Annotated in this window: 19 protein-coding genes and 2 tRNA genes; 6 read left to right on the top strand and 15 right to left on the bottom strand. The window is 70.2% G+C overall.

The window, feature by feature from the left end:
- On the bottom strand, positions 1–219 hold a 219-nt coding region (locus B9H04_RS18980; protein WP_455583613.1), incomplete at its 3' end, for a DUF7544 domain-containing protein.
- A 213-nt stretch (positions 220–432) separates the two neighbouring features.
- On the opposite strand from B9H04_RS18980, the gene B9H04_RS15150 reads away from it, so the two are divergent.
- Positions 433–1,272, top strand: coding sequence for a DUF7117 family protein (locus B9H04_RS15150; RefSeq protein ID WP_049932634.1), 840 nt, complete (start codon positions 433–435; stop codon positions 1,270–1,272).
- Between the two features lie 36 nt (positions 1,273–1,308).
- Here B9H04_RS15150 and B9H04_RS15155 read toward each other — a convergent pair whose 3' ends face one another.
- The 11 genes from B9H04_RS15155 to B9H04_RS15205 form a co-directional block, all read right to left on the bottom strand.
- Complete coding sequence (locus tag B9H04_RS15155; RefSeq protein ID WP_049932632.1) at positions 1,309–2,034, bottom strand: fumarylacetoacetate hydrolase family protein; 726 nt, start codon at positions 2,032–2,034, stop codon at positions 1,309–1,311.
- Positions 2,035–2,088: 54 nt separating this feature from the next.
- A complete protein-coding gene (locus B9H04_RS15160; RefSeq protein ID WP_049932653.1) occupies positions 2,089–2,508 on the bottom strand; it encodes a hypothetical protein in 420 nt (139 codons plus the stop codon).
- A 197-nt stretch (positions 2,509–2,705) separates the two neighbouring features.
- Positions 2,706–3,062 carry a hypothetical protein gene (locus tag B9H04_RS15165; RefSeq protein WP_049932631.1) on the bottom strand — a complete coding sequence of 119 codons (357 nt, stop codon included), beginning with the start codon at positions 3,060–3,062 and terminating at the stop codon, positions 2,706–2,708.
- A complete protein-coding gene (locus tag B9H04_RS15170; RefSeq protein WP_049932629.1) occupies positions 3,059–3,340 on the bottom strand; it encodes a ubiquitin-like small modifier protein 1 in 282 nt (93 codons plus the stop codon). The genes B9H04_RS15165 and B9H04_RS15170 overlap by 4 nt, the downstream gene beginning before the upstream one ends.
- A gap of 62 nt (positions 3,341–3,402) precedes the next feature.
- Complete coding sequence (locus B9H04_RS15175) at positions 3,403–3,786, bottom strand: hypothetical protein (RefSeq protein ID WP_085682833.1); 384 nt, start codon at positions 3,784–3,786, stop codon at positions 3,403–3,405.
- A gap of 36 nt (positions 3,787–3,822) precedes the next feature.
- Positions 3,823–4,716, bottom strand: a complete 894-nt coding sequence (locus tag B9H04_RS15180) for an alpha/beta hydrolase (RefSeq protein WP_085682834.1) — start codon at positions 4,714–4,716, stop codon at positions 3,823–3,825.
- On the bottom strand, positions 4,713–5,711 hold the full coding sequence (locus B9H04_RS15185) for a phosphate signaling complex PhoU family protein (RefSeq protein WP_049932625.1): 999 nt from the start codon (positions 5,709–5,711) through the stop codon (positions 4,713–4,715). Before B9H04_RS15185 ends, B9H04_RS15180 begins: the two co-directional genes overlap by 4 nt.
- A 195-nt stretch (positions 5,712–5,906) precedes the next feature.
- Positions 5,907–6,854 carry a D-2-hydroxyacid dehydrogenase gene (locus B9H04_RS15190; protein WP_049932624.1) on the bottom strand — a complete coding sequence of 316 codons (948 nt, stop codon included), beginning with the start codon at positions 6,852–6,854 and terminating at the stop codon, positions 5,907–5,909.
- Between the two features lie 80 nt (positions 6,855–6,934).
- Entirely contained in the window at positions 6,935–8,158 is a 1,224-nt protein-coding gene (locus B9H04_RS15195; protein ID WP_049932623.1) for a cystathionine gamma-synthase, read from the bottom strand.
- A 106-nt stretch (positions 8,159–8,264) separates the two neighbouring features.
- Positions 8,265–8,373 (bottom strand) — tRNA-Glu (locus tag B9H04_RS15200).
- Between the two features lie 93 nt (positions 8,374–8,466).
- On the bottom strand, positions 8,467–9,033 hold the full coding sequence (locus B9H04_RS15205; protein WP_049932621.1) for a peptidylprolyl isomerase: 567 nt from the start codon (positions 9,031–9,033) through the stop codon (positions 8,467–8,469).
- A gap of 102 nt (positions 9,034–9,135) precedes the next feature.
- Between B9H04_RS15205 and B9H04_RS15210 the strand changes: the two genes are divergently transcribed.
- From B9H04_RS15210 to truA, 3 genes are all read left to right on the top strand, one after another.
- Positions 9,136–9,336 (top strand): XapX domain-containing protein, encoded by a 201-nt coding sequence (locus tag B9H04_RS15210; protein ID WP_049932619.1) that lies wholly within the window; start codon positions 9,136–9,138, stop codon positions 9,334–9,336.
- Between the two features lie 63 nt (positions 9,337–9,399).
- The gene (locus tag B9H04_RS15215) at positions 9,400–9,924 is read left to right on the top strand and encodes a universal stress protein (RefSeq protein ID WP_049932617.1); all 525 of its coding nucleotides are present in this window, start codon (positions 9,400–9,402) and stop codon (positions 9,922–9,924) included.
- Positions 9,925–9,946: 22 nt separating this feature from the next.
- Entirely contained in the window at positions 9,947–10,864 is a 918-nt protein-coding gene (gene truA, locus B9H04_RS15220; protein ID WP_049932616.1) for a tRNA pseudouridine(38-40) synthase TruA, read from the top strand.
- A 47-nt stretch (positions 10,865–10,911) separates the two neighbouring features.
- Here truA and B9H04_RS15225 read toward each other — a convergent pair whose 3' ends face one another.
- The gene (locus B9H04_RS15225) at positions 10,912–11,445 is read right to left on the bottom strand and encodes an Rrf2 family transcriptional regulator (protein WP_049932615.1); all 534 of its coding nucleotides are present in this window, start codon (positions 11,443–11,445) and stop codon (positions 10,912–10,914) included.
- Positions 11,446–11,866: 421 nt separating this feature from the next.
- On the opposite strand from B9H04_RS15225, the gene nadE reads away from it, so the two are divergent.
- Positions 11,867–12,856, top strand: a complete 990-nt coding sequence (gene nadE, locus B9H04_RS15230; protein ID WP_049932613.1) for an NAD(+) synthase — start codon at positions 11,867–11,869, stop codon at positions 12,854–12,856.
- Positions 12,857–12,889: 33 nt separating this feature from the next.
- Here the strand turns inward: nadE and B9H04_RS15235 are convergent, their stop codons facing one another.
- Positions 12,890–14,320, bottom strand: a complete 1,431-nt coding sequence (locus B9H04_RS15235) for a M28 family metallopeptidase (RefSeq protein ID WP_049932611.1) — start codon at positions 14,318–14,320, stop codon at positions 12,890–12,892.
- Positions 14,321–14,439: 119 nt separating this feature from the next.
- Between B9H04_RS15235 and B9H04_RS15240 the strand changes: the two genes are divergently transcribed.
- Positions 14,440–14,510 (top strand) — tRNA-Gly (locus B9H04_RS15240).
- Positions 14,511–15,007: 497 nt separating this feature from the next.
- Here B9H04_RS15240 and B9H04_RS15245 read toward each other — a convergent pair.
- The coding region (locus B9H04_RS15245) for a KaiC domain-containing protein (RefSeq protein WP_085682835.1) at positions 15,008–15,825 on the bottom strand (818 nt) is incomplete at its 5' end.

The following is a 15,825-nucleotide window of genomic DNA, read 5'->3' on the forward strand; positions in this document are numbered from 1 at the left end:
GTGAAGGGGCCGGCGCCCCCCGGGACCTACCCCCTGGGGTGCGTCGGCGGCGTCAGATGGGTATAGGGGACAGGCGGGCGGCGACGCCGCGGCGCCGCCGCCCGCCATGCCGGCCGCGAGGGCGGCGAGCTTCACCCATCGGACCGCCTCGAACGGAAAGAGTAACCGTCGCGTCGCGTCGACGGCGCGGTCGACCGCGTCGACGGCGTGCCAGCTCATACCGATCGTTCGCCGGAAGGGATGAAATATGCTGGTACCCGAGCCGCCTGTAGGGAGGTGCCTGTTCCGCGGCCGCCCGTCCCGCGGCCGCCCGTCCCGCGGCCGCCCGTTCCGCGACCGCCCGCCTCGCGAGATCGCACGGCTCGCCCGTATCCCGCGTGGCCACACGCTCGACCCGCAGTCATTTAGGGCGGACGCGACGAAACCGAACGCATGAAGGTCCGCGGCGAACGCGAGTGCCAGTCCTGTGGCACGCGGTGGTCGTACTACGAGACGGGCTCCGTCGCGTGTCCGAGCTGCGGCGACCTGCGCAGCGTCGGCGTCGACGCCCGGACGGCACACACCGACGCGCCCGTCGCGCTCGACCTCGCGGCGCACCGCGAGCGGTTCGGGAACGCGACCGGGACGCTCCCGCGCTCTGGCGTCGACGAGCTCCAGTCCGACCTCCGAGAGTACTGCCGGAAGCGCGGGTTCATCGACGGCGGGCGTCTCGTGCCGCTCGACGAGACCTACCTCGCCGCCCGAGAGCTGCTGGAGGCGGTCGACTGCTTCGAACGGCTCCGGGACCCGACCGACGCCGATCGCGAGTACCTCCTCGGGCTGCTCGCCGGCGCCGACGACGGCGAGCGCCCGGCTGCGGGGGAGGTACCGACCGCGCTCCGCGAGGCCCGAGGGATGGCCGCCGTGCGCGCGGTCGAGGCGTACCGCAGCGACGCGCTCGACTTTCTCGACGAACTCGAATCCGGCGCCGGACCGGACGGGGCGGAACGCACCGCCGACGCCGAGGGCGACTCCCCGGCGGTTACCGTCGAAGGAGAGAGCCCCGGCTCTCGGATCGGTCCCGCTCGCGACGCGTTCGAGCGCCTTCGCGACCGCGTCGCGCGCGCCGACGCCCTCGGGGGCGACGTGCCGCCCGCGGCCGCGGACGGGCTCGTGAAGGCGGCCGACGCGCTCGGGACCTACGTGCGGACCGGCGACGAGACGACGCTGACGACCGCCAACCGCCTGATCGACGACGCGAGCGTCGACGACTTCGACCCCGCGGATCGGTGAGATCACCCGGCGTTCACCCGGCCGAACTCGGCGCCGTCACTCTCCGTCCGGCGCGACCACCGCGTTCGAGAGCGTCCCGATCCCCTCGTAGGTGATTTCGACCCGCTCGCCGGGTTCGACGAGCCCGGGATTCGCCGGACTGCCGAACGCGACACAGTCGCCGGGCTCGAACGTGAACCGCTTCGAGAGGTACGAGACGACCTCTCGGGGACCGAACAGCATCAGTTCGGTGTTCGCGTCCTGTCGCACCTCGCCGCCCACGGTAGTCTCGATGTCGATATCCGTCGGGTCCACGTCGGTCTCGATCCACGGGCCCAGCGGCGCCGACCCGTCGAACGCCTTCCGCGCGGTCCGGCCCTGCTGGTCGAGCGCGTCGACATCGTTCAGTATCGTGTAGCCGCGGACGACCTCCGGGACGTCCTCGGGGGCGAGATCCCGGCACCGTTCGTCGAGCACGGCGACAAGTTCGCCGGCGTACGTCAGCTCGTCGGTCCACTCTGGATATCGGATTTCCTCGCCGTGCGCGAGCAGGCTCGTCGGGGGCTTGATGAAGAAATCCGGCACCTCGGGCCGTTCGTAGTCCATCTGGTCGAGCGTCTCGGCGTAGTTCCGGCCGACGCAGTACAGCGCGGTGGGGTCACACGGCGGGAGCAGTCGGCCGTCGCGGCCGACCTCGTACCGGCCGTCGTCGGCGACGACTGTGCCGTCGTCGTATCGGCCGACCACGGGACCGTCCGGCGTGAGCAGTCGAGCGAGTCGCATACAGGCACCTCTGCGCTGCGGTTCGAAAAGGCGTCGGTGGCGGCACGGCCCGGATCAATCGTCGCTGTCCGCCTCACGACTACCGTCCGCCTCACGACCGGTATCCTCCTCACGACTACCGTCCCCATCTTCGTCGAGACCGATGACAACGGCCGACCGGATTTCTAGGGCGGCGTCGAACTCCGCCCGGCGACCGCTCCCGGCCCCGAGCCGTTCGACCGCGGCCTCGTGCGCGCGGACGACGGCGTCGCGCTCGCGCTCGGAGAGCCCGACGCGCTCGGCAACCCCGTCCCAGTGGTCCGGCTCGACAAGGAACGTCTCGCGCCCCGGCTCGGCCTCGATCTGCTCGTACCTCCGGCGATACGCATCGATTCTGGGGCCGAGGTCGGCTTGGACGCGCGCGAGGAGCGTCGGCACGCGCGCAGCGGGCACGCTCGCAAGCGCGGTCGTCTTCACTAGCGCTGTCCCCTCGATGGGGTACGTCCCCGGGTCCCGGTCAGTGTCCGTTCCACGACCGTCGGCGTCCGCTCCACGACCGTCGACCTCGCCGTCGGCGTCCGCTCCACGACCGTCGGCGTCCGCCCCACGACCGTCGACCTCGCCGTCGGCGTCCCCTTTGCGGCCGTCGGCGTCCTCTCCGTGGTCGCCGGACTCGCTGTCGTCGTCGGACATCACCCGCCGGCGCGCATGGCCTTCTGCCGGTATTTCGGGAGGAGGTCACCGAGGGCGTCCGGGTCGCCCGCGAACTCGGCGGTCACCTCCGTGATCTCGATCGCGGCCGCGGCGGTCACCTTCTCGGCGCTGAGGGCCGCCCGCCAGCCGTCGCCCGCCACGCTGGTCGCCTCCGCGGGCTCGTCGGTTCCGACGAGTTCCCCGCCCAAGTTCCTGAGGTAATGGGCGGCGAGCCGCCGAGAGATACCGCGGTACGCGACCGTCTCGCGCTCCCACCCCTCCTCGGCCGGCGGGAGGCCGGAAGCGTCCGCGTCGTCGACCACGTCCTCGGCGGTCGCCGAGCCGTCGTCGCTCATGCGCCCCCCGCGACGGGCGGGAACACGGAGAGCCGGTCCCCGTCCGCCATCGGTGTGTCGAGCCCGTCGAGGTGGAGCACCTCGCGGCCGTTCTTCAGGACGTTGATCTGCGGGGCGAGGTCCCCGTCGGCGATCAGTCGGCCCTCCATCCCCTCGTACTCCGACTCCAGTTCGCGCAGCACGTCGCCGACGGTCGCGGCGTCGGCGAACTCCGCGTTCACCGTCTTCCCGCCGGCGGCCTCGCGAAACGTCGCGAAGAACCGCAGTTCCAGTTCCATACCCGTACGTCGGGTCGCGGCGGTTTAAAAGCGGTCGGCCACGGAAGGCGACGGTCGCTTGGTCACAGGTCGGAGAGGCGAATCCCGTCCTCGACCAGCCGGAAGTTCCGCTCCCGGTCGAGGTCGTCGGCAAGCCACTCGTGGTCGTACAGCTGGCCGATGAGCTCGAGGTAGAGGTTCCGCCACGCGATCGCGTAGATCGGCGACTGCCCCCCCGCGCGGAGTTCCGGGACGAACTCGTGGTACGTGCTCGCCTGCGACTCCAAGCGCTCGACCGCGTCGGCGACGACCTCGGCCGCCCCGTCGGGGTCGGCCTCGTCGAGCGCCTCGTTCAGTCGCGACTGGATCCCTGTGATGGCGCGCCGCATGTCCTGCTCGGCGGTCCCCTCCTCCTCCGGAAGCGACTCGATGACGCCCCTCGGCACGCCGAGTTCGATCTCTGGCATGGGATCCCCTCGGGGGAGCGCGCTCAAAAAACCCGCTCACCCGGCAACGACGAGCACGGCGGAACCGGGCGACCGCGGGCCACGGTCGGCGACCGACCACGCGCCGCGGTCCGGAACTAGTCGCGGCTCGACACTGTGGGTCGCCGCGCCCCCTTCCGAGAGCCACGTCCCGGTCGCGTTCCCGACCGCCTCCCGGCTGGCGTCGGGCGACAGCGACGCGGGACCGTCGCCGCGCTGCGGGCCGTAGGCCCCGAACCCGGCGTGGTTGACGCCGGCGAGTTTCACGATCCGCGCGTCCGACGGGAGGTTCGCCCGCGACGCGCGCTCCCGTTCGGCGTCGATCACGCCGTCCGCGCCGCCGAGCACCGAGAGCACGTCGAGGCCGCTGTCGGAGACGTCGCGGTCGCAGTACGCGGCGTGGAGGACGAGCGCCTCGTAGGCCGCGGCGTTCTCGGCGGCGTGCCGGCAGGCCATGGCACCGCCGAGCGAGTGGCCGCCGACGGCCCAGACACCGGCCTCCGGGTGACGCTCGCGCACGCGATCGGCACGGTCCGGCGCGAGGACGGCGAGGTTGAGGGGAGCGTCCACCCCGACGACGAGCGCGATCCGGTCGGCCGCGGCGACGATCTCGGCGGCGGTGGGGACGTAGCTCTCGTGAGCCACCCGCGCGCCCGGGTAGTAAACGAGTCCGACGGTCGACGCCGTCACCGGTCCGTCGCGGACCGCGGTCCCGACCGCCGTCCGGTCGACGGTTATGTCCGGGTCCGCCTCGACCGCCGCAACCGCGTCCGCGTCCGGTCCCATACCGGCGGCGAAGTACGCGGCGGCGCCGCCGCCGACGATCGCGACGAAGAGGACGATCGCACCGCCGGCGACCGCGAGCCGCCGGGGTCCGGGGAGTCGGTGAGCGATCCCCTCCGCTTCCCTCACGGCGTCGGCGCGGCCTTCTGGAGGGCCGTCTCGGCGATGTTCCCGCCGTAGTCGGCCGACCGGAGGACCGAGTCGACGACGAGCCCGAGCAGTTGCGCGCGGGTGGGGTCGAGGTCGCGGAGGACCTCGTCGATGGACCTGACGCGCTCGTCGATCGCTCTGACGCCGGTTCTCGCCTCGTTCGCTCGTCGGGTAGCCGCCTCGGTGTCGTCGTCGAACAGCGCGTCCATCGCGGTGTCGATCACGTCGACCGCGTCGCCGTGGAGGTCGTTCACCGCCTCCACGACGTCGTCGGGAAGCGGGTCCTCGATGTTCAGGGTCAGGTGCGCGATCTTCGTCGCGTGGTCGCCGATCCGCTCTAACTGGCGAGCGCTGGAGTGGTAGTCGAAACACTCCTCGCGGGGGAGCCCGAGCTCCTCGGCCGCCTTCGGCGTTCGCAGCGTCGCGCGGAAGATCCGCGAGACCACGAGCCACAGCCGGTCGAGGTCGTCGTCGCGGCCGATCACGTCGCGCGCGAGGTCGTGGTCGCGGTCGGCGAGCGCGGTGATCGCGTCTTCGAGCATCGACAGCGAGATCAGCCGCATCCGCGTGACCGCGTTGTGGATCGAAAGCTCGGAGGAGTCGAGGAGGTCCTGGACGACGACGCGGTCCCGCGTCTCCTCTAACACCTCTAGGCCGACGAGACTCTGGACCGCGTCGCGGATCGTCGAGCGCTGCTCGGTGGTGATCTCGGCCGCCTCCAGTTCGATGACGTCGAAGCCGCTGACGTACATCGTCGTCACCGCCCGCTGGAGTGCCTGCCCGGACAGGTCCGCGATGTCGAGCGTCCCCCGCATCCGCTCGTCCTCCGACCGCGGGGTGAGAAACAGGGAGTCGCCGTCGGGGTGGAACTCGATCTCCGTCCCGGCCTCGACGTCGTTCTCAGTCGCCCACGTCTTCGGAATCGAGACGGTGTACGTCGAGCCGCCGGTGACTTGGACCTTCCGCGTTTCCATACCCGACCCTCCGGAGCGGAACACCTTAATTTTGATCAAAATATATACTGCCGAACACCGAGCGAGATGTCTGTCGTCAAATAGCCCGCAAAACGGCAGTGGAGAATGCTTAGGGCCGATAAATAGAGAAGTAATTTTACTATATATACCTACACTTCAGTATGGATACGACCGGCGTGTTTTCTCGGTGTCGTCTCAGACCACGCGGTTACGGAGTTCGTCGCCGGCGTTCAACCGCGCGACGTTGTCGGCGAGGATATCCGCGACGCGTTCGTAGTACTCGGGGGTGTGGCCGGCGTTGTGCGGCGTGATCGTCGCGTTCGACAGCCCCCACAGCGGGTGGTCCTCCGGCAGCGGCTCCGGGTCGGTGACGTCCAGCGCCGCGCCGCGGATACGGTTGTTCCGGAGCTCCGTCACCAGGGCGTCCGTGTCGACGATTGGCCCCCGAGCGATGTTGACGAGGACGGCGTCGGCCCGCATCGTCCTGAGCGCGTCGGCGTCGACCAGCCCCCGCGTCGTCTCCGTGAGTGGACAGGCCAAGACGACGTACTCCGCCCCGGTGACGGCCTCGTGAAACTCGTCGAATCCGTACACCTCGTCGGTCGGCCCGCCCTTCTCCGGAGAGTAGCGGACGCCGACGGTGTCGACGTCGAACGCCTCTAAGCGGTCGACGACGGCCCGGCCGATGGCGCCGAGCCCGACCACGGAGACGGTCGAGTCGTACAACTCCGTGGTCTCGTAGGTGCGCCACTCCCGGCGGGTCTGCTGCCGGTACGCCCGGTGGAACTGTCGCGCGTGCGCGATCATCGACCCGACGACGTGTTCGGCGATGTTCGGCCCGTGGACGCCCGAAGCGTTCGTCACGGCGATTCCGTGGTCCGCGAGCAGGTCGCGCGGCAGGTGGCCCGTCCCCGCGAACACGCAGGCGAACAGCTCCAGCTCCTCCGCGGCGGCGAGCAGCTCCTCGTCGACGTTGAGCCCGACGGCGACCCGCGCCGTCCGGATCAGCTCCAGTTCCTCCGCGGGCGTTCGCGCTCGCGCGACCGTCGCGTCGGGGAGCCGCTCGCGGATCGCCGACGCCAGTTCGTCGGGGCCCAGCCCGTGGATCGTCTGTCGAAGCACCAAGACGTCTGGATCGCTCATGGGGGCTGTCTCGCCGGGACCGATAAAAATGGTGTCAGTCGCTCGGTGACCGGCGGAGCGCCGAACCCCGTCGGGGCGGGCTACGACAGCGCCGCGTCGAACGCCGCCCGGAGGTCCGCCTTCATGTCGTCGACGTGTTCGATCCCCACCGACACCCGGATGAGGCCGTCGGTGAGCCCGGCCGCGATCCGCTCCTCACGCGGGATGGCAGCGTGGGTCATCGCGGCGGGCTGCTCGATCAGGCTCTCGACGCCGCCGAGCGACTCCGCGAGGGTGAACACCTCCGTCTCGCTTACGACCGTCGACGCCTCTTCGAGGGTGCCGTCCAGCTCGAACGACAGCATGCCGCCGAAGTCGTCCATCTGCGCGGCCGCCAGCTCGTGGTCGGGGTGCGACTCCAACCCGGGGTAGTAGACGCGCTCGACCGCGTCGTGTCTCTCCAGCCACTCCGCGAGCGCCATCGCGTTCTCGCAGTGTCGGTCCATCCGGACGGGGAGCGTCTTCGTCCCGCGGAGGACGAGGAACGCGTCGAACGGGCCGGGCGTCGCGCCGACGGAGTTCTGGTAGAAGCCGAGCCGCTCGTCCAGTTCCTCGTCGTCGACGATCAGGGCGCCGCCGATGGTGTCCGAGTGCCCGCCGAGGTACTTCGTCAGCGACTGGGAGACGATGTCGGCGCCGTGTTCGAGCGGGCGCTGGAGGTACGGCGTCGCGAACGTGTTGTCGACCGCGCAGAGCGCGTCGCCCTCGTGGGCGATGTCGGCGAGCGCGCCGATGTCGTTGACGTTCATCAGGGGGTTCGTCGGCGTCTCGACCCAAACCAGCTCGGTCTCCTCGCGCATCGCCGCCCGGACCGCGTCGTGATCGGTCGTGTCGACGAACGTGGTGTCGATGTCGTACTCGTCGTACACCTGCGTGAGGATGCGGTGGGTCCCCCCGTACACGTCGTCGCCGGCGACGACGTGGTCGCCAGCCGAAAGCAGGTTGAGGACGGTGTTGATCGCCCCCATGCCGGAGGAGAAACAGCGCGCGTGGCTGCCCGACTCCAGCGAGGCGAGGTTCGCCTCCAGGTCGCTCCGCGTCGGGTTCCCGGTCCGGCTGTACTCGTAGCCGCGGTGGTCGCCCGGCCTGTCCTGCTCGTAGGTGGAGTTCGCGTGGATCGGGGTCATCAACGCCCCCGTCTCCGGGTCGGGCTCCTGTCCGGCGTGGATCGCGAGGGTCTCGAACCGGTGCTCGTCGGGGGCGCCGGCGTCAGGGTCGCTACCGGCGTCGTCGCCGTCGCCGCCGTTCTCGGGTGTATCGCTCATGGATACGCGTCGTCGCCGAGGAAAGTGATTCTTCCCATTCGGGCGGCCGGGGAGGTAGCGACGCGCCGCTCAGAGAAGGAGACGCGCCGCTCGCGGTGATGATGGATGCTCGGTCAGGGATTTGAACCCTGGTCGTCGGCTGACTTCCGAACCGGCGCCGAGGCGCCGCGTCCGCCGAAAGGCCAACATGATTGGCCGGACTACACCAACCGAGCGTGAACGATGCTTACGTCGGGGACAATTTAACTCTTCTCAACTCCCCGCAGCGTGCGACGGTGACGCACGCAGTCGGTGCGGAGGCGAAACCGTTACTCGTCGACGTCGACGCGCTCGATCTCGACGGCCTCGCGGGGGTCGTCGTTGCGCCCGGTCGGCACGCCGCCGATCTCCTCGACGACGTCCATCCCGTCGATGACATGCCCGAAGACGGCGTGCTTGCCGTCGAGGTGCGGGGTCGCGTCGAGCGTGATGAAGAACTGCGAGCCGTTCGTGTTCGGGCCGGAGTTCGCCATCGACAGGATCCCGGGTCCGTCGTGGGTGAGGTCGTCGTGGAACTCGTCGTCGAACTCGTAGCCGGGACCGCCGCGGCCGTTCTCCATTGGGTCGCCGCCTTGGATCATGAAGTCGTCGATGACGCGGTGGAAGACGATGCCCTCGTACAGCGAGTCGCCGCGGACCTCGCCGCTCTTGGGGTCCTCCCACGTGTTCGTCTCGGGCGCGGGCTCCGCGTCGGCCGCGGGGTCGTGACGCGCCAGCCCGAGGAAGTTCTCGACCGTCTTCGGCGCGCGATCGGCGAAGAGCTCGACGACGATATCGCCGTGGTTGGTCTGAAGCGTCACCTGCGGGTTGTCGGGATCGGAAACCTCTCGTGCCATGTCCACAAGGAAGGGCGCCCGTCGGAAAACCCTGCCCATCCGCGCGGGTCGTCCCCGGCCGCGAACACCGCAGTTATAAGCGAACGCCGCGGACGCGTCGACATGAGTTCGACCGCGGTCCTGACCGTCGCCGCGCTCGTCGTCGGGGTGACGGTCGGCGCGCTGTTCGCATTCCTCCGCGTTCCGATCCCCGCGCCCCCGGAGCTGCCGGGCGTGATGGCGATCGTCGGCATCTACCTCGGTTTCAAGCTCGTCGGCTACGCCGGCGTCGGGTTCAACCTGCTGGACGCGCTCGGGCTGTGACGCCCCCGCCCCGGACCACCGACGGCCGGTATCGTTTTCCGGCGGGCGCGAGCAGTACCGCGCATGTACGACCAGATCCTCCTCCCCGTCGCACCCGGCGGCGAGGCGAACGACGCGATCCCGCACGCGGCCAGCCTCGCCGAGCGATACGGCGCGACCGTCCACGTCGTCTCGGCCGCCGACACCGCGGTCGACACGCTCGCCGGGCCGCGGACGGGCGCGTTCTCCGACCGCCTCGTCGACGCGGCCGAGGAGCGGGTGGAAGCTGTGACCGCGGAGCTGGAGGAAGCCGGCGTCGAGACGGTCGGCGACGTCGTCCGCGGCGAGCCGCTGGACGTCATCGAGAACGCGATCGAGGACGGCGCCGACCTCGTCGTCATGCCGAGCCACACTCGGCAGGGGATCCGACGGCTGCTCCTCGGGAGCGTCACCGAGAAGGTCGTCCGCGTCGCGTCGGTACCGGTGGTGACCGTTCCGATGACCGAGCCGACGGACGAAGGGGATCGGGAGCCGGCGGATCAGGCGGATCGAGAGCCGGCCGACGACGGCGACGCGACGGGCGGACGCGGAGCGTCGGACGGGCAGTGACGGCCGCGCCGAGCGAACGCCCATGACGGACGCGTCGAACGGCCGCGAGACCGTCATGCGCGCCTTCCGGGTCGCGTACGACGGGCGAGAGTACGCCGGCTTCCAGCGACAGCCGCACGCCGAGACGGTGGCGGACGCGCTCCTCGAAGCGCTCGCGGACCACGGCGTCGTCCAGCGCGGCGACGGGGCGACCCACGCCACGCCCCCCGGCTACGCCGCGGCCGGGCGGACCGACGCCGGCGTCTCGGCGGTGGCCCAGACCGTCGCCTTCGAGGCGCCGACGTGGCTCACCCCCCGCGCGTTCAACGGGCACTTACCGGGATCCGTCCGCGTGTGGGCCGCCGCCGACGTCGGAGAGGAGTTCCACGCGACGCACGACGCGGTCCGCCGGACCTACCGGTACCACCTCTACGCCCCCGCGGTCGACGGGGGCGGTTCGACCGACGCCGCGCGATCGGATCCCGAACACGCGGTCGACGACGACCGACTCCGGGACGCGCTCGCGCGGTTCGACGGCGAACACGACTTCCACAACCTGACGACAGACGAGACTGGCACGGTCCGCGACCTCGACGCGCGGGCGACCCGCGCGGGCGACGCGCTCGTCGTCGAACTCTCGACGGACGGGTTCCCGCGGGCGCTCGTCAGGCGGGTCGTCGCCGCGGTCCGGGCCGTGGGTCGCGGAACGGCCGACCCCGCATGGATCGAACGGCTGCTCGCCGCCGACCCGATCCCCGGCGAGCGGGGGGTCGGCCCCGCGCCGCCCGAACCGCTCGTGCTGTGGGACGTGCGCTACCCCGACGTGACGTTCGAGGTCGACCGCGAGGCCGCCCGGAGCGCGCGGGTCGCGTTCGGCGAGCGACACCGCGACGCGCGTCACGCCGCCGCCGCCACCGGCGCGGTCCGCGACAGGCTGTTCTCGGCCGCCGAGGAAGAGTGAGCTCGGCGGCCGTGGAGAGACGATCCGGACCGCCGAGGCCGCGGCCGTCAGGCCGCCGATCCGCCCGCCGGCGTCTCCATGCCGTCGACGCGGACCAGCAGGGTGTTGCCGTCGACGTTCGTCGCGTCGACCACGCCAGAGAGCCGCAGCCCGGTGGCGGGCGTCGGCCCGACGGTCACGTGGTCTCCCGCGTCGAACGGGCCGACGGGACCGCGGATCACGAGTTCGGCGCGACACAGTTCCGGATTGGCGACGCTCGACAGGTCTATCTCAGCGACGGTGACGTCCTCGACGGGGATGCCCTCGCGCTCCACCGGGGTCGTCGCGGCGTCGTCTAGCCGCTCGATGTCGAGGGCGTCGTACGCCCCGTCGGTCGGGATGTATCCGCCGTCCGGCCCGGCGACGCCCTCGACGAGTCCGAGGGTCCGGAGGCTACCCATCCGGTTCCGGACCGTCCCCGGGTTGCGGTCGATCGCGTCAGCGATCTCTCGCCCCTGTACTGGGTCGTCCCCTCCTTCCGCGAGGTTCACGAGCGCAGTGAGCACCCGGCTTTGACTTGAACTCAACTCGATTTCTGACATACACAATTCGATGCGCAACTTCCTGATAAATGTTGGTATATAACGTCATTATATGCTTACGAGACCCACTAAACCGTGTTATTTCTGGAAAGTACTGCGATTACTACCTCAGATATGCGGTAACGGAAAAACAACCTCTCGCTAGATACTATTCTCGAATATTTTTAATTCTTGTCCCAGTTGAAGTTCTTTATTTTTGTAATTATGGTCGATTGTGCGCCGTTCAGAGTAACTTTGTACTAATTCCTTATACTATCTACACCGCAAGTATTTACCGCCGAAGCCGGAAGCGGCGGGCGACTGATGACGAATCAACGCGACGTTTGTCACCGCTCGCAGGGACACCCCGTCACTCCGCGACGGCTCACCGGCGGTGTAAATCGGCAGAGAACGCGGACGAGGGACCGAGCGGAGGGCGTCGATGGCTGACCGCGAGTCGGCGTTCGAGTCCGACGGGGCCGTCTCGGCCGGTCGGTCGGCGGAGGCGGGTGCCCGACAAGTGACTCGGTCCGATCCGAACTCCGAGTCGCTGCCTCGCGCGCTGCTCCCGGACCGGGACCCCGCGGTCGAACGCGACCGCGTCCGGTCGTTCCTCGCCGAGCGGGTCGACGCCGCGGCCGCCGACGGCGTCGTGGTGAACATGAGCGGCGGGCTCGACTCGACGGTGACCGCCGCGCTCGCCGTGGAGGCGCTCGGTCCCGAGCGCGTGTACGGGCTGATACTCCCGTGTAACAAGGTCGGCGCGCCCCACGCACGGGACGCCGAGGCGCTCGCGGCGGCGCTGGGTATCGAACACGACACGGTTCACCTCCAGCCGCTGTTCGCGCAGTTCGGCGCGGTCGCCCCCGATCGCTTCGACCTCCACGACGAACCGGTCCGATCGGGGAACGCGGTCGCTCGGCTCCGGATGACCGTCGCCTACCTCGCCGCCAACGCGACGAACCGCCTCGTCTGCGGCACCGCCAACCGGAGCGAACTGCTCTTAGGCTACCTGACGAAACACGGTGACGGCGCGGCCGACGTGTTCCCGCTGGGACACCTGTACAAGTCTGGCGTCCGTGCCCTCGCGGCCGAACTCGACGTGCCGGAGTTCGTCGTCGAGAAGCCACCGACGGCCGGGTTCCTCCCGGGCCAGCGGGACGCCGACGACCTCGGGGCGCCCTACGAGGTCGTGGACCCCGTCCTCCACCTCGGCGTCGACCGCGGACTGGACTCCGAGTCGGTCGCCGAGCGAATCGCGGCGACCGTCGCCGAGGTCGACCGAACTGCGGACGACGACGGCGGCGAGGGCTCCGCCACCGCCGTACTCGCCGGGATCGACCGCGACCTCGTCGCGGACCTGCTCGCCCGCCACCGCGCGACGGCGCACAAGCGACTCCCGCCGCCGACGCCGGACGGGGACATGGAGTGACCGAGCGGTCGGGACCGGCCTACGCCGCCCCGTTCAGTCCCAGTCGCTCGGCCAGAGGTCGGCCGCGCGCATCCCCGTCTCGAAGTCGGCCTCGCGGAAGGCGGTCACGAGTTCGTCGCGGTCGAGGCGGGGGAGGTCGCGCTCGGGCGCCGCGAACTCGGCGACGAGCAGGGCGGTCAGCATCGCGTGTTCGCGGACGTTCCGGTCGTCGACCTTGTCGCGGGTGTCCGCGTGGGTGTGGCCCCACCCGCGCCCGCGGTCGCCGGAGTCGCTGTGGAGCTGGAGCGCCGGTACGCCGCGGCGCACGAACGGCCACTGGTCGGAGAACGGGTGCGGCTGCGCGTCGACCTCGATCGGCTGGCGCGTCGCGGCCGACACCGCTTCGGCCACCGACGCGGCCGCCGTAGAGGCGTGTGCGAGCGCGATCAGGTCGCGGAACCGTCCCGCGCCGTCGACGTTGACCACGCCCTTCACGGAGTCCAGATCCACGCGCTCGGCGAGGTGTTCCGCGCCGAGCAGGCCGACCTCCTCGGCGCCGACCGCGACGACATCGACGCCGAGCGGGAGGTCGGCGCCCGCGATGATCTCGGCCGCGGTCGCGACCGTCGCGATGCCGCAGCCGTTGTCGAGCGCCCCCTCCGCGATGTCGTGGGCGTCGTAGTGAGCGAGCAGGAGGACGCGCTCGTCGGTGTCCGGACCGGCGCGACCGATCACGTTGCGGCTCTCGCCCGGCGTCGTCGACGCCTCGACCGACAGCTCGGCCTGCGCGACGGCGCCGGAGCCGCTCGGTCCGGCCCCCCCGCCACCGACCGCGTACTCGCGGAGCCACGCGCCGGTCTCCTTCGAAACGCCGACCGCGACCGCCTCGGCCTCCTCGCCGAACGTGAGCGACCCGGTCGGCGGCAGCTGCCCGTCGAGGTGGTTGACGAACACGAAGCCGACCGCGCCCGCGTCGACCGCGTAGCCGAACTTCTCCATGCGATGGACGAACCGCCCGCCCTCCGGGGTGGTCGTCGAAGCGACCGCGATCCGGCCCGCCACGTCGCGCTCGTCGATCTCCGCCGGGGTGCCGTACCCAACGTCGACGAGTTCGCCCGAGACGCTGCCCCCCGGCGAGTACGGGAGCGCGAGGGCTTCGAACGACCGCGTGGTCGGCTCGCCGCCCCGACCGGAGACGGTCACGTCGAGCGACGCCGACCCGCGCTCCCACGCCGGGAGGTCGAACGGCTCCGTGCGAACGTCCGCGAGCCCCGCGCGCTCGAAGGCGTCGGCGACGAGGTCGGCGCCCCGGGCCTCGCCCTCGCTGCCGGCCATCCGGCTCCCGATCGCCGTGAGGTCGGTGAGGAACCGCCACGGCTCGTCGTCGGTCCACGTCGATCCGAACGCGGGGGCGAGTTCCGCGGCGCGGTCGCGCACACGGTCGACCGCGTCGGTTCGCCTCTCGGTTGCTGCGTCCTCGGCCATGGGCGTGCCTCCGTCGGTGACGGCTTAAGACTGTGGCTCGCGGCACTGGGCGGCGGCGAAGTGAGCCCCGCCCGGTGAAACGCTACGTTCAAGTGGGACGGTCGGGTATCTCGATTTGAGCACCGTTGGTCCAGTGGTAGGACATTAGCTTCCCAAGCTAATAGCCCGGGTTCAATTCCCGGACGGTGCATCCGGACGCTTACGCGGCTGTCTTCCGCATTTCCCGCGGCGCTACAGCGTGAAATGGGTCACTGAAGCAGTACGGTAACACCGATACTCTCCTGTTTGGCCCCGTACCGAACGATCACTTCCTCTCCGGGCACTGATCCCGGGTTATAGCGCATTTATACACACGTTCGTTTAAAAATAACCGACCGCGGATCTGCGGTGAACACCTCCAAAGTCCCAACCGGGAGGACGACGCACGCTCGCTTCGCTCGTTCCTGCGGCGCTTGCGTCGCCTGCGTCGTCCTCCCGGCTGCCCCTTTGAGATCCCCCGCACCGCGCCCCTCGCCGACCTCGTCAGTCGCCCTCCGCGTTGCTCCGGGCGAGTGACTCCCTCGCACGCGCTCCTCGCGGCCGCCGGTGCGGCCACTCGGAGGCGCGCGCTACCGCGGTACTCCGGACATGTATAAGCAATCGCCGCGGCGACGCGTGTCGGTTTAGATACCTCGTCGCCCGGGCCGCTCAGAAGATGTTCGCCTGGTCGTACACTGGGATGCCGGTGTCGGTGATGTCGTACGGCTTCGTCTCGCGGGAGTGGTTCGCGTCGCGGATCTTCTGGATCTCGACTGCGAGCCGCGTCTCGCGGAAGTCCGACGCGCGGACGTACTGGAGGACGAAGACGGCGTCCGTCAGGTACTCCACGATCCCGTGTCTGGACGCGTACTGCGTCTCCTCGCTCGCCTCCGATGTGAGCAGGGTCGTCACGCCCGCCTCCTTGAGCGAGCGCGTGAAGCCGAACACTTCCGAGCGGCGCTTCGCGGGGTGGTCGTACATCATCTCCAGCAGCGAGACGGAGTCGAGCACCAGCCGGTCCGCCTCGAACTCGGCGATGAGCCGGACGAGGTCGTTCCGGATCGACGACAGCGAGTTGGCCATCTCGATCGGGTCGATGGCGACGACCGCGAGGCGGTCCTCGGCCGCGTGCTCGCGGAACGACCACCCCTTCTCGGCCGCCGTGTCGAGGATCGACTCCCGGGTCTGTTCGAGCGTGATGTAGATCCCCTTCTCCCCCGATTCGAGCGCGTGGTTGAGGAACTGGAGCGCGAACGTCGTCTTCCCGGTTCCGGCGCCGCCGATGACCGACAGCAGCGACCGGCTGGGGACGCCCCCGAGGATCATGTCGTCGAGCCCCTCGATCCCGATGTCGGTCCGCTCGATCTCCGACTCGAACTCCTCCGGGTCGACGTCGAAGTCGGTCGTTCCGCCGCCGCCCGCCTCGCCGCCGAGGTCCCCGAACCCGAAGTCGTCGTCGCCGGCGCTCGCGGCGCCGCGGTAGCCGC

Source organism: Halorubrum ezzemoulense DSM 17463 (assembly GCF_002114285.1).
Lineage (GTDB): Archaea > Halobacteriota > Halobacteria > Halobacteriales > Haloferacaceae > Halorubrum > Halorubrum ezzemoulense.